The sequence below is a fragment of the Streptomyces sp. EDA2-14 genome, assembly GCF_054963755.1.
Window position 1 is genome coordinate 423,303 of sequence record NZ_JBUEGE010000004.1, and the last position, 15,014, is coordinate 438,316.

Genomic DNA, 15,014 nt, shown 5'->3' on the forward strand with positions numbered 1-15,014 from the left:
CCGATCCGTCCGGCCGTCCCCTGTCAGAAGCACGAGGGGGCGGCCGGACGTGCTCCACCCCTTTGACGGCCGCACTGTCGCGGCCCCACACAGAGGAGTCCTCGTGAGCCGCTCCACATCGACACGCAGGCGCCGCAGACCCTCCAGATGCCTGGCGGGAACGGTGCTCTCCCTGATCGCCGCACTCCTGGTGACACTGTTGCCCGGCGCCCCGTTCGGTGCCGCCACGGCGCGCGCCGCCGACACCGCCACGGCCACCGTCTACTACTCCACGACCAGCACCAACTGGTCGACGTACAAGCTGCACTGGGCGCCGACCGGCGGCTCCTGGACCACCGTGCCCGGCGTCGCCATGGAGGCGGCGTGCACGGGGTGGGTGAAGCGGACGGTCGATCTCGGTACGGCGACGACCTGGCAGGCCACCTTCAACAACGGCAACGGCACCTGGGACAACAACGGCGGCCGCAACTACCAACTGGGCACCGGCCCTGTCACCGTCAAGGACGGCGTCGTGGCCCACAGCGACCCGTGCGCCGACACCACGCCCGGCGAAGGCAACTCCGCCACCGTCTACTACGACACGACGACCACCAACTGGGCGGTGACGAACCTGCACTGGGCGCCGACCGGCGGGTCCTGGACGACCGTGCCCGGTGTGGGCATGGAGGCGGCGTGCACGGGGTGGGTGAAGCGGACGGTCGATCTCGGTACGGCGACGAGCTGGCAGGCCACCTTCAACAACGGCAACGGCACCTGGGACAACAACAACGGCGCCAACTATCAGCTGGGCAAGGGCCTCAACACCGTCAAGGGCGGCACCGCCACCAAGGGCGCCAAGGACCCCTGCGCGGCGGCCGAGCCCGACATCACGGCGCCCTCCGCACCCAAGAACGTCAAGGCCGCGGCGACCGGCACCGCCGTCGTCCTCACATGGGACCCGGCCACCGACGACACCGCCGTGACCGGCTACCAGGTCACCCGCACCGGAGGCACGAAGGGCACCACCGTCATCCCGGTCACCTCGACCGTGTACTCCGACACGGGACTCGAGGAGAAGACCACCTACACGTACACGGTCAGGGCGCTCGACGCGGCCGGCAACGTCTCGGCGGCGAGCGCCGAGGCCAAGGCCACCACCGGTGAGAAGCCCGCCCAGAGCACGGGCACCCCGCTGGGCGGCGATCCCCGCAAGGACCCCGTCTACTTCGTGCTGACCGCCCGCTTCTACGACGGCGACAGCTCCAACAACCGCGGCGGCAGCCAGCACGTGAAGACCGGCAACGCCGCCAACAACGACCCCATGTTCCGCGGGGACTTCAAGGGCCTGGTCGAGAAGCTCGACTACATCAAGGGCCTCGGCATGTCCGCCGTCTGGATCACCCCGGTCGTCCTCAACCGCTCCGACTACGACTACCACGGGTATCACGGCTACGACTTCTACAAGGTCGACCCGCGCCTGGAGTCCGCCGGCGCCTCCTACCAGGACCTGATCGACGCCGCCCACGCCAAGGGCATGAAGATCTACCAGGACGTGGTCTACAACCACTCCTCGCGCTGGGGCGCCAAGGGCCTGTACACACCCACCGTGTACGGCGTCCGCGACTCGCAGTGGAGCTGGTACTACGACCAGAAGCAGGACGGCTTCGAGTACGACGGGCTGACCGTGGAGCCCGTCTCCGGCAAGTCGTACTACAACGGCGACATGTGGTCCACGGCCGAGCCCACCGGCAACACCTGTCTGAACTGGGGCAAGCCCACCGGCGCCAAGAGCCCCGAGGGCTACACCATCTACAACTGCCAGTGGCCGAGCCCCACATCGGGCATGTTCCCCAAGGCACTCTTCCACCAGTGCTGGATCGGCAACTGGGAGGGCGAGGACTCCCGGTCGTGCTGGCTGCACGAGGACCTCGCCGACTTCAACACCGAGAACGCGCAGGTGCAGAACTATCTGATCGGCGCCTACAACAAGTACATCGACATGGGCGTCGACGGCTTCCGCGTCGACACGGCCGTGCACATCCCGCGCGTCACCTGGAACCGCCGCTTCCTGCCCGCCATCCAGGAACGCGTCACGCAGCGCTTCGGAGCGGAGAAGGCCGAGGACTTCTTCGTCTTCGGCGAGGTCGCGGCCTTCGTCAACGACAAGTGGAACCGCGGATCCGTGAACCACTCCGCGCAGTTCTACACATGGAAGGAGCGCAAGGAGTACGCGGCCGACGACGAGAAGGCGGCCCTCGAACAGTACGACTACGAGGAGCAGTTGGGCACCGGCAACCAGCCCACCTCAAGCAACGCCTTCCTCGACGGGAACAAGTACCACACGCCCGACCACAGCAAGTTCTCCGGCATGAACATCATCGACATGCGCATGCACATGAACTTCGGCGACGCCTCCAACGCGTACCACAACGGGAAGGACTCCGACGACTCGACGAACGACGCCACCTACAACGTCGTCTACGTCGACAGTCACGACTACGGGCCGAACAAGAGCAGTGAACGGTACGCGGGCGGCACGGATGCCTGGGCCGAGAACATGTCGCTGATGTGGACGTTCCGCGGCATCCCGACCTTGTACTACGGCTCCGAGACCGAGTTCCAGAAGGGCCAGAAGATCGACTGCGGCACCACGTGCGCGCTGGCGACGACCGGCCGCGCCTACTACGGCGACAAGCTGGAGGGCAGCGTCACCGCCTCCGACTTCGGTACGGTCTCCAGCGCCTCCGGCGCCGTCGCCACCACCCTGGCGCAGCCCCTGGTCAAGCACGTCCAGCGGCTCAACCAGATCCGGCGCGCCGTCCCCGCCCTGCAGATGGGCCAGTACTCGACGGCCGACATCTCCGGGAACATGGCGTACAAGCGGCGCTACACGGACGCGGCGAGCGGCGTCGACAGTTTCGCCCTGGTGACGGTCACCGACGGCGCCACGTTCCGGAACATCCCGAACGGCACGTACAAGGACGCCGTCACCGGCGACGTGCGGACCGTCACCGACGGCACGCTGACCGCGGCCGCACCCGGCAAGGGCAATCTGCGGGTGTACGTCCTCGATCTGGGCGGCAGGAACGCGGCTCCCGGAAAGGTGGGCGCGGCAGGCCCCTACCTGAAGTAGTGCCCTCAGCGGGTCGCGTCGCGGGCCACCTTGCGGGCCCACAGCACCAATGGGATCTGGAGCGGAACCCGCGCCTGGACGGCACGCCTGACGGGCGCGGGGCGGTCCTTCCAGTCGGCCGCCATCTTGATGTTGGCGGGCACGACGGCGACGAAGAACGCGGCGGCCGCGGTGGCGGAGCGGGAGCGGGTGCGCGGCACGGCGACGCCCGCCGCGAGCGCCAGCTCCACCACCGCGCTGGCGTAGGTCCACGCACGCGGGGAGCCGGGCAGCCGGCGCGGCACCATCGCGTCGAACTGCTTCGGGAGCAGGAAGTGGGCGGCCCCGGCGCCGGCCAGCAGCCCGGCGAGGAGATCGGAGGAACGGACGCGGCGCAAGTGAGCCTCCTGGGGCGGGGGAGTGCGATGTGGCGCGCTCGACCTTACTCGCCGGTAATCAACGGCGTCGAGAGCGTCGGCCAATACGTCGTCACGTAAAGCCCTCACCAATCGACAGTCAAACTGTGCAGCCCAGGTTGCACAGCCTGGGCTGTCGATCTACCGTGGAGGCATGAACGACGACAGTGCATCCGTCGAGGAGCTCGCCGCGCGGGCCACCGACGAGGTGTGGGTGATCATCAGCCGGCTCCGGCGCCGGCTGATGACGCTCGACGTGGACCCGGAGGGCGAGCTCTCGCCCGCCCAGGCGTCCGTGCTCTCCCGGCTCGACAAGTACGGGCCCTCGACCGCGAGCGACCTCGCGGCGATCGAGAACGTCCGGCCGCAGTCGATGGCCAAGCACGTCATCGCCCTGGAGGAGCGCGGCCTCGTCGAGCGCCACCCGGACCCCGAGGACGGGCGCCGCCGCGTGGTCGCGCTCACCGACGCGGGACGCGAGCGCCGCCAGGGCGTGCGCCGGGCCCGCCAGGCCTGGCTCGCCGGGCAGCTCGCGGAGCACGGCAGCGCGGAGCAGCTGCGCGCCGTGATCACGGCGATGGCGCTGCTCGACGAGGTGACGCAGGCGTGAGTGGCATAGCCCAGCGCGTCCGGAGCGTGCGCAGGCGCGGCGGCTCGGCCGACGGATTCGACCGGCGCCTCGTCGCACCGATGATCCTCGGGTCGATCCTGAACCCGATCAACTCGTCGATGCTCGCGGTCGCGCTCGTCCCGATCGGCCACGCCTTCGGCGTGCCGCCGTCCCAGACGGCCTGGCTCGTCTCCGCCCTCTACCTCGCCACGGCCGTCGGCCAGCCGGTGATCGGCCGGCTCGTCGACGCGTTCGGGCCGCGCAGGCTCTACCTGCTCGGCACCGCGCTCGTCGGCGTCGCGGGCCTGCTCGGCGTGCTCGCCCCGAGCTTCTGGGTGCTGATCGTCTCCCGCGTGCTCCTCGGCTTCGGCACCTCCGCCGCGTACCCGGCCTCCATGTATCTGCTGCGCACGGAGACCGAGCGCACCGGCATGAAGAGCCCCAGCGGCATCCTCGCCGCGCTGTCGGTCTCCAACCAGGTCATCGCCGTCATCGGCCCGACCCTCGGCGGCGTGCTCATCGGCCTCGGCGGCTGGCACCTCATCTTCGCGATCAACGTGCCGCTCTCGCTCGCCTGCCTCGTGCTCGGCGCGCTGCGGCTGCCGAAGCACGTCCGGGCGGGCCGCGAGGCCGACGCCACGACCTCGGCGGACGTGCCCGGCATGCTGCTCTTCGCCGGATCGCTCACCGCGTTCATGCTGTTCCTGACGTCGCCGGGGACCGCCCACTGGTACCTGCCGGTGATCGGCGCCGTCGCGGGCGCGGTCTTCGCCCGCCGCGAGCTGGCCTCCGCCGACCCCTTCATCGACCTGCGCGTCCTGAGCGGCAACACCCCGCTGCTCGCCACGTACGCGCGCCAACTCCTCGCGTACACCACGTCGTACGCGTTCCTGTACGGCTACAGCCAGTGGCTCCAGGACGGCCGCGGACTCGGCCCCGAGCAGGCGGGACTCATGCTGCTCCCGATGTCCCTGATGGCCATCGGCGTCACCGTGCTCACCGGCCGCCGCGCACAGGTGCGCGGCAAGCTGTGGGTCGGCGGGCTCGCCCAACTCGTCGGTGTGTCCGCCCTGCTGGGGCTGAACTCCGGCAGCCCGATCTGGCTCCTCGTCGTCATCGGCGCGGTCTTCGGCATCCCGCAGGGCCTCATCGGCCTCGCCAACCAGAACGCCCTCTACGCCCAGGCCGACCCCGAGCGCACCGGAGCGTCCGCCGGACTCCTGCGCACCTTCAGTTATCTCGGCGCGCTGCTCGCCTCCGCCGCCAACGCCGCGTTCTTCAAGGGCGGCGCCGACACGGGCGGACTGCACGAGCTGGCCTGGATGCTCGTCGTGGTGTCCGTGCTGCTGCTCCTGGTGACCGCCGCCGACCGGGCGCTGCGCCGCGTCGGCCGGGACTGAGCCCGCACCACCGCACCACCCACCCCTTGCCTCGACCCCCTTCCCTCAACACCGCACGCCCTTAAGGAAGTACACATGTCTGTCACCACCCTCGACCCCACGTCAGCCCTCGTCGTCGTCGACCTCCAGAAGGGCCTCATGGGGGTGTCCGGGGCCCCGTACGCCGTGTCCGACGTCGTCGACCGCAGCGCCCGCCTCGCCGACGCATTCCGGGCCGCCGGGCTCCCGGTCGTCCTGGTCCGGGTCTCGTTCGCCGCCGACGGCTCCGACACCGTGCCCGGCCGCACCGAGACGCCCAGCAGCGGCCGTGCCATGCCCGAGGGCTGGGACGAGATCACCGAAGCGCTCGCCGGACACCCGCAGGACATCACCGTCACCAAGCGGAACTGGTCGGCGTTCTACGGCACCGACCTCGATCTGCACCTGCGCCGCCGCGGCATCACACAGGTCGTCCTCACCGGCGTCGCCACCAGCATCGGCGTTGAGTCCACGGCCCGCGCCGCCCACGAGCACGGATACCACGTCACCCTCGCCACCGACGCCATGACCGACCTCGACGCCGAGGGACACCGCGGCAGCGTCGAGCGGATCTTCCCCCGCCTCGGGGAGACCGGCAGCACGGACGAGATCCTGAAGCTGCTCGCTTCGACGCACTGAGCCGCGCCCCGGTCCCTGACGCACCGTCGGCCGCCACGTACGCTGCGTGTGTTCGAAGCGGCCGACGGAAGGTAGTTGCGGGGCATGGGGTTTCAGGAACGTACGGGGTTCGGGCGGTTGGCGCGGACGGCGGCGCCCGCCGCGCTCACGGTGCTGCTGCTCGCGGGCTGCCAGGGAGTGGGCGGCGGCGCGGCCGACGACGGGGCGCACGGCGCCGGTCCCTCGGCGTCGGACGGCGCGAGCGCCGGCGCCCCCGCGCAGGAAGGCACTCTGCCCGGCGTGCCGGGCGCGGACCAGGCGCGCGACGAACTGGCCGAACTCAAGGTGGCGCCGCACGGATCGATGTCCGGCTACAGCCGCGACAAGTTCCCGCACTGGGCGGAGCAGGGCGACAGCTGCGACACCCGCGAAGCCGTCCTGAAGCGCGACGGCAAGGACGTCGAGACGAACGACGAGTGCCGGGCGGAGTCCGGGAACTGGGTGAGCGTGTACGACGGCGAGAAGTTCACGGACGCCGGGGACCTCGACATCGACCACACCGTGCCGCTCGCCAACGCCTGGCGCTCCGGCGCCGACAAGTGGACGCAGGAAGAGCGCAAGACGTTCGCCAACGACCTCAAGCACCCCCAACTCCTGTCGGTGTCCGCCCACTCGAACCGCTCCAAGGGCGACCAGGGCCCCGACGAGTGGCAGCCCGAGGCCAAGGACTACTGGTGCACGTACGCCCGGTCCTGGGTGTCGGTGAAGTCGACGTACGAACTGACGGTCACCGACGCCGAGAAGAAGGAGCTGACGACGATGCTGGGAACGTGTTCCGCGTGAGCGCCGACGACAAGGCCGAGTCCCTGACCGACGACGTGCACGCCGGTCGCGGTGGCGCCATGACCGACGAGGTCGGCGTGGTCACCGGCGACCTGACCGTCTCGACGATCCGGGAGAGCGCGGACCGCGCCCGGATCGCCGTCCAGTACACCGGCGCCGACGAGTGGTACACGCTCACCGGCAGCCCGGCGCCGCTGCCCCCGGAGGGACTCGCCGCGCTCCATGCCGAGGTGCTGCGCCGCGTGGCCGACGGGGGAGGAGCGGTCAGCCCACCGGGTTCTCAAAAGTCCGCCGGGGATTGACCCGCAGGATCGTGTCGATGTCGTCCTTGGACACACCCCTGTCGGCGAGGGCGGGCAGTACGTCCTCGCTGATGTGCCGGTAGTTCCAGTGCGGGGCGACCTCGGCGCGGTCGATGTCACCGAACCAGTCGATGACGCACGCGGCGTCGTGCGAGATCGTGATCCGCTCCGCGTAGCCGCGGCGCACCAGCTCCACGACGGTGTCGACCCGCTGATCCGTGGTCAGCGGCGAGTCGAGCCCGAACCGGTCCATGCCGAGGTACGAGCCGGCGTCGGCGAGCCGCGTCAGATAGTCCAGGTCGTCGCTGTCACCGGAGTGCCCGATGACGACGCGGGAGAGGTCGACACCCTCCTCGGTGAGCACGCGCTGCGCTACGAGCCCCGAGCCCGAGGCCGGATGGGTGTGCACGGTGACGGGCGCCCCGGTGAGCACGGAGGCCCGGCCGACCGCCCGCATGGCCCGCTCGACGCCGGGGGTGAGGCCCTGCTCCTCGATGGCGCACTTGAGGAACGCGGCCCGCACACCGGTGTCCGCGATGCCCTCCGTCAGGTCCTTCACGAACAGGTCGACGAGCGGCTCGGGCCCGCCGAACAGGGTGCCCGGCCCGTTGTAGTGGAACTGGAACGGCAGGTCGTCGTACGTGTAGAGCCCGGTCGCCGCGACGATGTTGAGGTCGGTCCGTGCGGCGATCTTCTGAATGCGGGGGATGTACCGGCCGAGGCCGAGCACCGTCGGGTCGAGGATCGTGTCGATGCCGAGCCCCTTGAGCTCGTTCAGCTGGGCGACCGCGTCGTCGACGACGGCCTGCTCGTCCCACGCCGCGTAATTCTGCCGGAACTCCTCGCCGACGATGACGACATGTTCGTGGACGAGTACGTTCCCGAGTTCGCTGGAGTCGACCGGACCGCGGACCGTCCAGACCTGCGTCATCGGCGCGCCTCTCGATGTGGACGTCGGAGTTGACGTCGGATTCAAGGTGAGCCGAGGGTCCCGCCGGGCGCCCGCGGGCGTCAAGGTGCGGGACGGGTGTGATCCGGGAGCGGCCGGTCCGTGGGCCGACCGGGCCCGCCGGTGGAGCCTGCAGGGCGTTGGGGGCGCCCCGAGGTCCAGCCGGACGAGCGGTTCACAGACGGCGGATCCAGGCGGCGACGCCGTGGCCCACCACGAGGTAGATCACCGCGGGCAGCGCGTTGTTGAAGAAGACCCGCATCCCCTCCGTGTCCATCGTGAAGATGTCCTTCGCCCAGCCCGCGAGCCAGTCGGCCACGCCGTGCACGAAGTCGACGAACGGGTTCGCCTGGTTCGCGTCGAGCAGGTACAGCACGATCCAGAGGGCCAGGAAGGCGGCCGCGATGTCGGCGAGGGAGTGCACGACCAGGGCGAGACGGTCCGCGCCCTGCCCGTTGCGGCCCCGCACCGGGCGGCCGTTCGGGGTGAACCCGTTGTTCTGGCCGTACCCGGTGTGCGGGACCGGCTCGTACGGGACCGGCTCGTAGGGAACGTCGCGATCCTGGCGGTAGGCGGGCTCCGGAGGACCGTCGTGCGGGTTGGGGCCCCGGTAAGGGGGCCGGTTCGGACCGGGACCGTATGGGGCATCGCTCGGCATGCCGTCGTTGGGGTGCGTCACGGGCGGCATGTTGCCCGTCCAGGGCCCCCGAAACCCGCTTCACGGTCACTTCACAGACACCGCGCATCACGGGCGTTCCCCGAGGACGGCGTGACCGCCCGCGCCCGGGCGGTGGACGGCTGGGCAGATGGCCCGGTGGTGCGGCGCTACGGACACGAGGGACTGTGCCAATGGCTCAGCGAAATTGGGCACAGTTGAACCAAAGGCCTCGCAGGTGCTGAGATGGACGCGTCGATGGCGCTGCGGACCCGGACGGGTCTCCGCGGCGCCTTTTCCATGTCGGCAGTGAACACGCGGTACGGAAAGGGGCGGGACACTTTGCTGAAGAGGGCGTTCGTGGCGGCGGACCCGGGGCGCATACGGCTGCGGTTCGCGACGCGGGCCGTGCTGGGGATCGGGCTCGCCGTCGCCCTGTGCGGCGCGACCGGACACTCCCTGACGGGCGCGATCACCGGCGGGCTCGCCGCGCTGCTCGCCCTGTTCACCGTCACCGACGCGACGGTGCGCGGGCAGGCGGTGACGACGGCGCTGCTGCCGGCCGTCGGACTGCCGGTGCTGGCGCTCGCCGCGGCCCTGCACGACATGCCCCTCGCGCGCGATCTCGCGTTCCTCGCCGTGGTGGGCGCGGGCGTGTACGCGCGGCGGTGGGGGCCGCGCGGGCACTCGCTCGGCGTCTTCGCGTTCATGACCTTCTTCGCCGCCCAGTTCCTGCACACCGTGCCCCGGCAACTGCCCGAGCTCTACGTCGCCGTGCTGCTGTCCCTCGGTGCGGCGGCGTTCGTCCGGTTCGGGGTGTGGTGCTACGAGCGGCGGCTCCCGGCGCCCGTCGGCGTGCCCGCGCCGAGCGGCGGCGCGGGGCTCGCGCGGATCACCACGCGGCAGGCCGTGCAGGCGACCGCGGGGGCCGCCTTCGCGCTCGGCATCGGGCAGCTGCTCTCGGACCAGCGGTGGTACTGGGCCGTGGGCGCCACGTGGTGGGTGTTCGTGGCGACGACATCGCGCGGGGAGACCGTGGTGCGGGGCTTTCGCCGGTTCCTCGGCACGGTCCTCGGTATCGTGCTCGGTTTCCTGGTCGCCGTACCGCTGCACCACCACGCCGTGGCCGCCGCCGTGATCGTCGCGGTCAGCGTCTTCGGGATCTTCTACACCGCCCACGTCTCCTACACGTGGATGATGCTCGCGGTCACCGTCATGGCCAGCATGCTGTACGGGCTCCTGGGCGTGCTCGACCCGGCGCTGCTCGCCCTGCGGGTGGCCGAGACGGCGGTCGGCTCGCTCGGCGCGGTGCTCGCGGTGCTGCTCCTGCTGCCCGTGACCACGCACTCCGTCACCGAGGCGTGGGTGGAGCGGGCGCTGCGGTGCGTGCACGCGTGCACGGCCGAGGCGGCGGCGCGGCTCGGCGGCGACGAGAGCGCCGATCCGGCGCCACGCGTCGCCGAACTGGAGCACATCCTCGGCCGCGTCCGACTCTCGCTGTCGCCGCTCGTGCATCCGCTGAGCCCGGTGAAGGCCCGCAAGGGCCGGGCCCGGCAGGTGCTCGCGCTGCTCGACGACTGTGCGCGCGAGGTGCGTGGGCTCGCGTCCGTCGCCGCCGATCCTGAGGCCTCGCACGATGCGCGGCTCGCGGCGGCGTGCCAGCGGGTGGAGGCGGCGGTCGAGGCGCTGACCACGGATGCGCCTCGCGTCCGCGCTACCGTGTCGGCTCCGGTGGCCGCGGACGTGGAGCACCCGGTCCTGGCCCACCTGCACGCCCTGGAGCGCGCCTTGACCGACCTGGCGGTTCCGTTGCGCCGAGCGGCGTAGCGGCCACGGGGCTCCGCCCCGGACCCCCCTGCTCAATCGCCGCAGGGGCTTGAATGGTGAGCCAGAAGCGGCGTAAAACGGCGGGTCCCGCGCCCCAGAACAACTCCGCACGCCCCCCACACAGCCGTAACCGACCGCCCACCCCCACCGACTTGTGGTTGTCTCGCAGCGATGTCGAGCCGCTGGGGGTGCACCATGAGAAGCGACGTGCGTAGGGACGGAACACCCGACCCCGCCGGCTGGCTGGCCCTCGCCCCGAACCGCCAACCCGCCCCCCGCCACGACCGCTGCCCGGTCACCGCCGAAGGCACCCGCCCCAGGCCCGCCACCCCTGGCGGCACCACCGACGTCGCGCACGCCGCCGCCGCGTTCGTCCGCCAGCACCACGCCGAGCAGAACCTCGGCGACCCGGCCCCCCGCCTCGCCGAGGTCGACGCCGAACTCGCGGCCACGGGCACGTACACGCACACCCCGGAGGAACTCGCCTTCGGCGCCCGCGTCGCCTGGCGCAACGCCAACCGCTGCATAGGCCGCCTCTACTGGCAGTCCCTGCGCGTCCGCGACCTGCGCCATCTCGCCACCGCCGAGGAGATCGCCGCGGCCTGCGCCGACCATCTGCGCGAGGCGGCGCCCGACGGCCACATCCGCCCGCTCATCACGGTCTTCGCCCCCGACCGGCCGACCCGCCCCGGCCCCCGCATCTGGAACGAACAGCTCATCCGCTACGCCGGCTACGTACAGCGCGACGGCCACGTGATCGGCGACCCGCGCGGCGCCGGACTCACCGCGTACGCCCGCGACCTCGGCTGGCGCGGTGGCCCAGGCACCCCCTTCGACGTCCTGCCCCTGGTGATCCAGCAGGCCCCGCACCAGCGGCCCCGCTGCTTCGACCTCCCGCGGGACGCGGTTCTCGAAGTGCCGCTGCACCACCCGGAGTTCGACTGGTGGTCCGGGCTCGGCCTGCGCTGGCACGCGGTCCCCGCGCTCGCCAACATGTGCCTGGAGATCGGCGGCGTCTGCTACGGCGCGGCCCCGTTCAACGGCTGGTACATGGGCACGGAGATCGGTGCCCGCAACCTCGCCGACACCGACCGCTACAACCTCCTGCCGTACCTCGCCCACCGCCTCGGCCTCGACACCTCGACCGACCGCTCCCTCTGGAAGGACCGGGCCCTCGTCGAGCTGAACCGCTCCGTGCTGCACTCCTTCGACAGCGCGGGTGTCACCATGGCCGACCACCACACCGAGTCCCGGCGCTTCCTCGCCCACCTCGCCCGCGAGGAGTCCCGCGGCCGTGCCGTCGGCGCCGACTGGTCCTGGATCGTCCCCCCGCTCTCCGGCTCGACGACACCGGTCTTCCACCGCACGTACGACAACGCGCCGAGCACCCCGGCCTACGTCCACCACCCGGCGGCCCACACCCGCTCCCGCGGCGAGGAACCGGCGCCGCGACGGCCCGCGACCCCCTGGCGGGAGCCGCGCTGACGCGGCCCGCTGCTACCGTCGGCGGCACGGGCGCCGGGCCCGCACGCCGAAAGGGGAAGCAGTGACCGGAAGTCAGGCAGGGCGGGCGTACATCGGATCGTTCACGGCGGCGGGCGGCCGCGGCATCGTGACCGCGGCGCACGACCCCAAGGACGGCTCGCTCACCCTCCTCGACGCCACCGACGAACTGCCCGACCCCTCCTACCTGACGCTCTCCGGCGGCCTGTTGTACGCGGTGAGCGAGACGGCCGACGGGGCGGTGGCCGCGTTCCGCGCGGACTCGGCGCCGCTGACGCTCGCCGCGCCGCCGGTCGCCGTGTCCGGCGCGGGCCCCACCCATCTGTCCGTGTGGGACGGGCAGGTGCTGACCGCGAACTACGGCTCCGGCAGCGTCAGTTCGGTGCGGCTGCGGGCCGACGGCATCCCGGACGAGTCCGCGGTCGAGGTCCACCGGCACACGGGCTCGGGCCCGCACCCGCAGCGCCAGCAGTCCCCGCACGCCCACCAGATCCTGCCCGACCCGACCGGCACCAGAGCCCTCGCGGTCGACCTGGGCACCGACTCGATCCACACGTACACGAAGACCCCCGACGGCGGTCTCCTCCCGCACCATGAGACGGCCCTGCGCCCCGGCTCCGGCCCCCGCCACCTGGCGTTCCACCCGTCGGGCGACTACGTGTACGTCCTCAACGAGCTGGCCCCGACGCTGACGGTCTGCGCCCTGGACGCCGCCGACGGCACCCTCAAGCCCCTCACGGAGATCCCCGTCCTCACGGGGACGCCGACCGGCGACGCGTACCCCTCCGCGCTCGTCGTCGCCCCCGACGGGCGCTTCCTGTGGACCGTGACGCGCGGCGCCGACCTGCTCTCGCTCTTCGTCCTCGACCCGAGCGGCGAGCAGCCGACCCTGCGCGGCACCGTGCCCTGCGGCGGCGACTGGCCCCGAGACCTGGCCCTCGACCCGTCCGGCCGGTTCCTGTACGCCGCGAACGAGCGCTCCGGCGACGTGACATGGTTCGCGGTCGACCGGGATTCGGGGGTGCCGGTGCGCGGCGGCAGCGTGCCGGTCCCGGCGCCGTCCTGCGTGGTGTTCGCCTAGACCGCCGGCTCCGCCACGCCCACGAGGTAGTTCTGCGCCGCGGGGCGTACCTCCGCCGCCCAGCCGAGGGAGGCCAGGTCCCCGGTCAGTGCCTCTGCCTCGTGGAAGACCTTCACGATGCGGTACCGGCTGCCGTCGTCGAGCTCGCGCACCGCCGCCGGGACGGACTCGCCCATCAGCACCTCCTCGTCCGCGGCCATGGGCGGGCCGTCGTCGACGAAGACCACCTTGCCGCCCGGGGCGAGGGAGGCGGCGACGGAGCTCCAGAACCCCGGCATCCGGGCAGGCGGCACGTGCGAGAGCCAGAAACCGAAGAACACGGTGTCGTAGCGCCGGGTCGGCCGCCACTCGAACAGATCGGCCTGCTCGAAGCGGACGTTGGGCGCGGAGGCCCGCTCCCGTGCGATCGCGAGGACCTCCTCCGACGCGTCGACGGCCGTCACCGACGTGACGCGCGGCGCGAACTGCGCGGTCCACTGTCCGGTCCCGCAGGCCAGCTCCAGCACGTCCCCGCGGACCGGCCACCGGGCGCTGGCCCGCAACAACTCCCGCAGATCGGCCCGCTCCGCGTACGGCCGGTCGTACTCGGGCGCCCGAGCCCGGTAGTAAGCCATCTGTTCCGTCACCAAGGCGTCATCGAGGCTCATCCCCCGACGGTAACGGCCAAAGATCAACCACGTCAGGCACACAGGCAAAAGCGGGGGTCCGGGACACCGTCCCGGACCCCCGCCCTGTCCAACCCCCGAGCGCTCAGCTGCCGGAGGCAACCGGCTGCGGCGTGATGCCCAGCGCCGTCGTGTACTTGGCAAGGGCGAGCTTGCCCATCGCCGGATACGCCCCCAGCGGCTCCGCGACGGCGCACCCCGCGTCCTTGGCGGCAGCCTCCAGCACGGACGGATCGAGCTCGGGACCGATGAGGTACGGCGCGAGCGCCAACTGCTGCGAACCGGAACCGCGCAGCTGCTCGGCGGTGGCGGCGACCGCCCCCTCCTCGTCGAGCGCCGCGGCCATCACCGGCACGGCGAGCCGCGCGGCGAGCAGCATCCCGGTGATCCCGGCGGCCTGCACGGCCTCCTCGCCGCCTATCGAGGCGAGGATGATCCCGTCCGCCGCCGTGGTCACGGCGAAGAGGCGGGCGCGGTCGGCGCGGGCCAGACCGGCCTCCGAAAGGCGCACGTGCAGCGCCTCCGCGAGCAGCGGGTGCGGGCCGAGCACGTCGGTCAGCTCCGCGGCGACCCGGCTGTCGGCGATGGCCTGCCGGATCTGCCGCAGCTGCGCGTTGTCCGGGCCCGCGAGCAGCGGCACGACGACCCCGACGGGACCGGCCGGCTCCTGCGCCTCGACGCCCGCCGCGAGCGCCTGCTCGTAGCGGGCGGTGCGCTCCTTCGCGGCGTGTGCGAGCACGGACGCCAGCGAGGGGAACTCCGCAGAGATCGGGAAGTCGGTGAGCTCACCCTCCACGAAACCGACCCGCGCGTCCAGACCGGGCAGCTCGGAACGGGCGATGCTCACCACCTCGTCGGCGAGCATGCGCGTGGCGGCGCTGGGCGTGCCGGGCACCGCGAGCACAAGGGACGGCGCGCCCTCAGGGGCGGCCACGGGTTCCGGACGACGGTGACGTCCGGGCTGTCGGGGTCGCGGCATTCGTACGGGCAGGCCGGATGCGGGCCCAGTGGGGGTGCTCATGGCGCCGCATGCTAC

The 15,014-nt window shown here is 71.9% G+C and carries 14 protein-coding genes; 9 read left to right on the forward strand and 5 right to left on the reverse strand.

The features are described from left to right. The first annotated feature begins 187 nt into the window (after positions 1-187). Positions 188-3,112 carry a carbohydrate binding domain-containing protein gene (locus ACY34M_RS15150; RefSeq protein WP_462718247.1) on the forward strand — a complete coding sequence of 975 codons (2,925 nt, stop codon included), beginning with the start codon at positions 188-190 and terminating at the stop codon, positions 3,110-3,112. A 5-nt stretch (positions 3,113-3,117) separates the two neighbouring features. On the opposite strand, the gene ACY34M_RS15155 is transcribed toward ACY34M_RS15150, so the two are convergent. Beyond that, positions 3,118-3,489, reverse strand: coding sequence for a DoxX family protein (locus tag ACY34M_RS15155; RefSeq protein ID WP_462718159.1), 372 nt, complete (start codon positions 3,487-3,489; stop codon positions 3,118-3,120). Positions 3,490-3,661: 172 nt separating this feature from the next. Here ACY34M_RS15155 and ACY34M_RS15160 point away from each other — a divergent pair, with 172 nt between their 5' ends. From ACY34M_RS15160 to ACY34M_RS15180, 5 genes are all read left to right on the forward strand, one after another. Next, positions 3,662-4,117 (forward strand): MarR family winged helix-turn-helix transcriptional regulator, encoded by a 456-nt coding sequence (locus ACY34M_RS15160; RefSeq protein WP_462718160.1) that lies wholly within the window; start codon positions 3,662-3,664, stop codon positions 4,115-4,117. Continuing rightward, entirely contained in the window at positions 4,114-5,517 is a 1,404-nt protein-coding gene (locus tag ACY34M_RS15165; RefSeq protein ID WP_462718161.1) for an MFS transporter, read from the forward strand. The genes ACY34M_RS15160 and ACY34M_RS15165 overlap by 4 nt, the downstream gene beginning before the upstream one ends. Positions 5,518-5,592: 75 nt before the next feature. Further along, a complete protein-coding gene (locus ACY34M_RS15170; RefSeq protein ID WP_462718162.1) occupies positions 5,593-6,174 on the forward strand; it encodes a hydrolase in 582 nt (193 codons plus the stop codon). Positions 6,175-6,258: 84 nt separating this feature from the next. Further along, positions 6,259-6,996, forward strand: a complete 738-nt coding sequence (locus ACY34M_RS15175; protein WP_462718163.1) for an HNH endonuclease family protein — start codon at positions 6,259-6,261, stop codon at positions 6,994-6,996. 59 nt (positions 6,997-7,055) lie between these two features. Next, positions 7,056-7,298 (forward strand): hypothetical protein, encoded by a 243-nt coding sequence (locus ACY34M_RS15180; RefSeq protein WP_462718248.1) that lies wholly within the window; start codon positions 7,056-7,058, stop codon positions 7,296-7,298. Here the strand turns inward: ACY34M_RS15180 and ACY34M_RS15185 are convergent. Beyond that, entirely contained in the window at positions 7,261-8,229 is a 969-nt protein-coding gene (locus ACY34M_RS15185; protein WP_462718164.1) for a phosphotriesterase family protein, read from the reverse strand. The genes ACY34M_RS15180 and ACY34M_RS15185 overlap by 38 nt on opposite strands. A gap of 193 nt (positions 8,230-8,422) precedes the next feature. After that, entirely contained in the window at positions 8,423-8,716 is a 294-nt protein-coding gene (locus tag ACY34M_RS15190; protein ID WP_462718249.1) for a hypothetical protein, read from the reverse strand. 528 nt (positions 8,717-9,244) lie between these two features. Here ACY34M_RS15190 and ACY34M_RS15195 point away from each other — a divergent pair. The 3 genes from ACY34M_RS15195 (at position 9,245) to ACY34M_RS15205 (ending at position 13,313) form a co-directional block, all read left to right on the forward strand. Then, entirely contained in the window at positions 9,245-10,729 is a 1,485-nt protein-coding gene (locus ACY34M_RS15195) for an FUSC family protein (RefSeq protein WP_462718165.1), read from the forward strand. A gap of 207 nt (positions 10,730-10,936) precedes the next feature. Further along, on the forward strand, positions 10,937-12,214 hold the full coding sequence (locus tag ACY34M_RS15200) for a nitric oxide synthase oxygenase (RefSeq protein ID WP_462718166.1): 1,278 nt from the start codon (positions 10,937-10,939) through the stop codon (positions 12,212-12,214). 61 nt (positions 12,215-12,275) lie between these two features. Beyond that, complete coding sequence (locus tag ACY34M_RS15205; protein WP_462718167.1) at positions 12,276-13,313, forward strand: lactonase family protein; 1,038 nt, start codon at positions 12,276-12,278, stop codon at positions 13,311-13,313. Here ACY34M_RS15205 and ACY34M_RS15210 read toward each other — a convergent pair. Together ACY34M_RS15210 and ACY34M_RS15215 are read right to left on the reverse strand one after the other, a co-directional pair. Further along, positions 13,310-13,960 (reverse strand): class I SAM-dependent methyltransferase, encoded by a 651-nt coding sequence (locus ACY34M_RS15210; protein ID WP_462718168.1) that lies wholly within the window; start codon positions 13,958-13,960, stop codon positions 13,310-13,312. The two genes, ACY34M_RS15205 and ACY34M_RS15210, sit on opposite strands and share 4 nt — an antisense overlap. 103 nt (positions 13,961-14,063) lie before the next feature. Next, positions 14,064-14,999, reverse strand: a complete 936-nt coding sequence (locus tag ACY34M_RS15215) for a sirohydrochlorin chelatase (protein WP_462718169.1) — start codon at positions 14,997-14,999, stop codon at positions 14,064-14,066. Between the last annotated feature and the right edge of the window lie 15 nt (positions 15,000-15,014).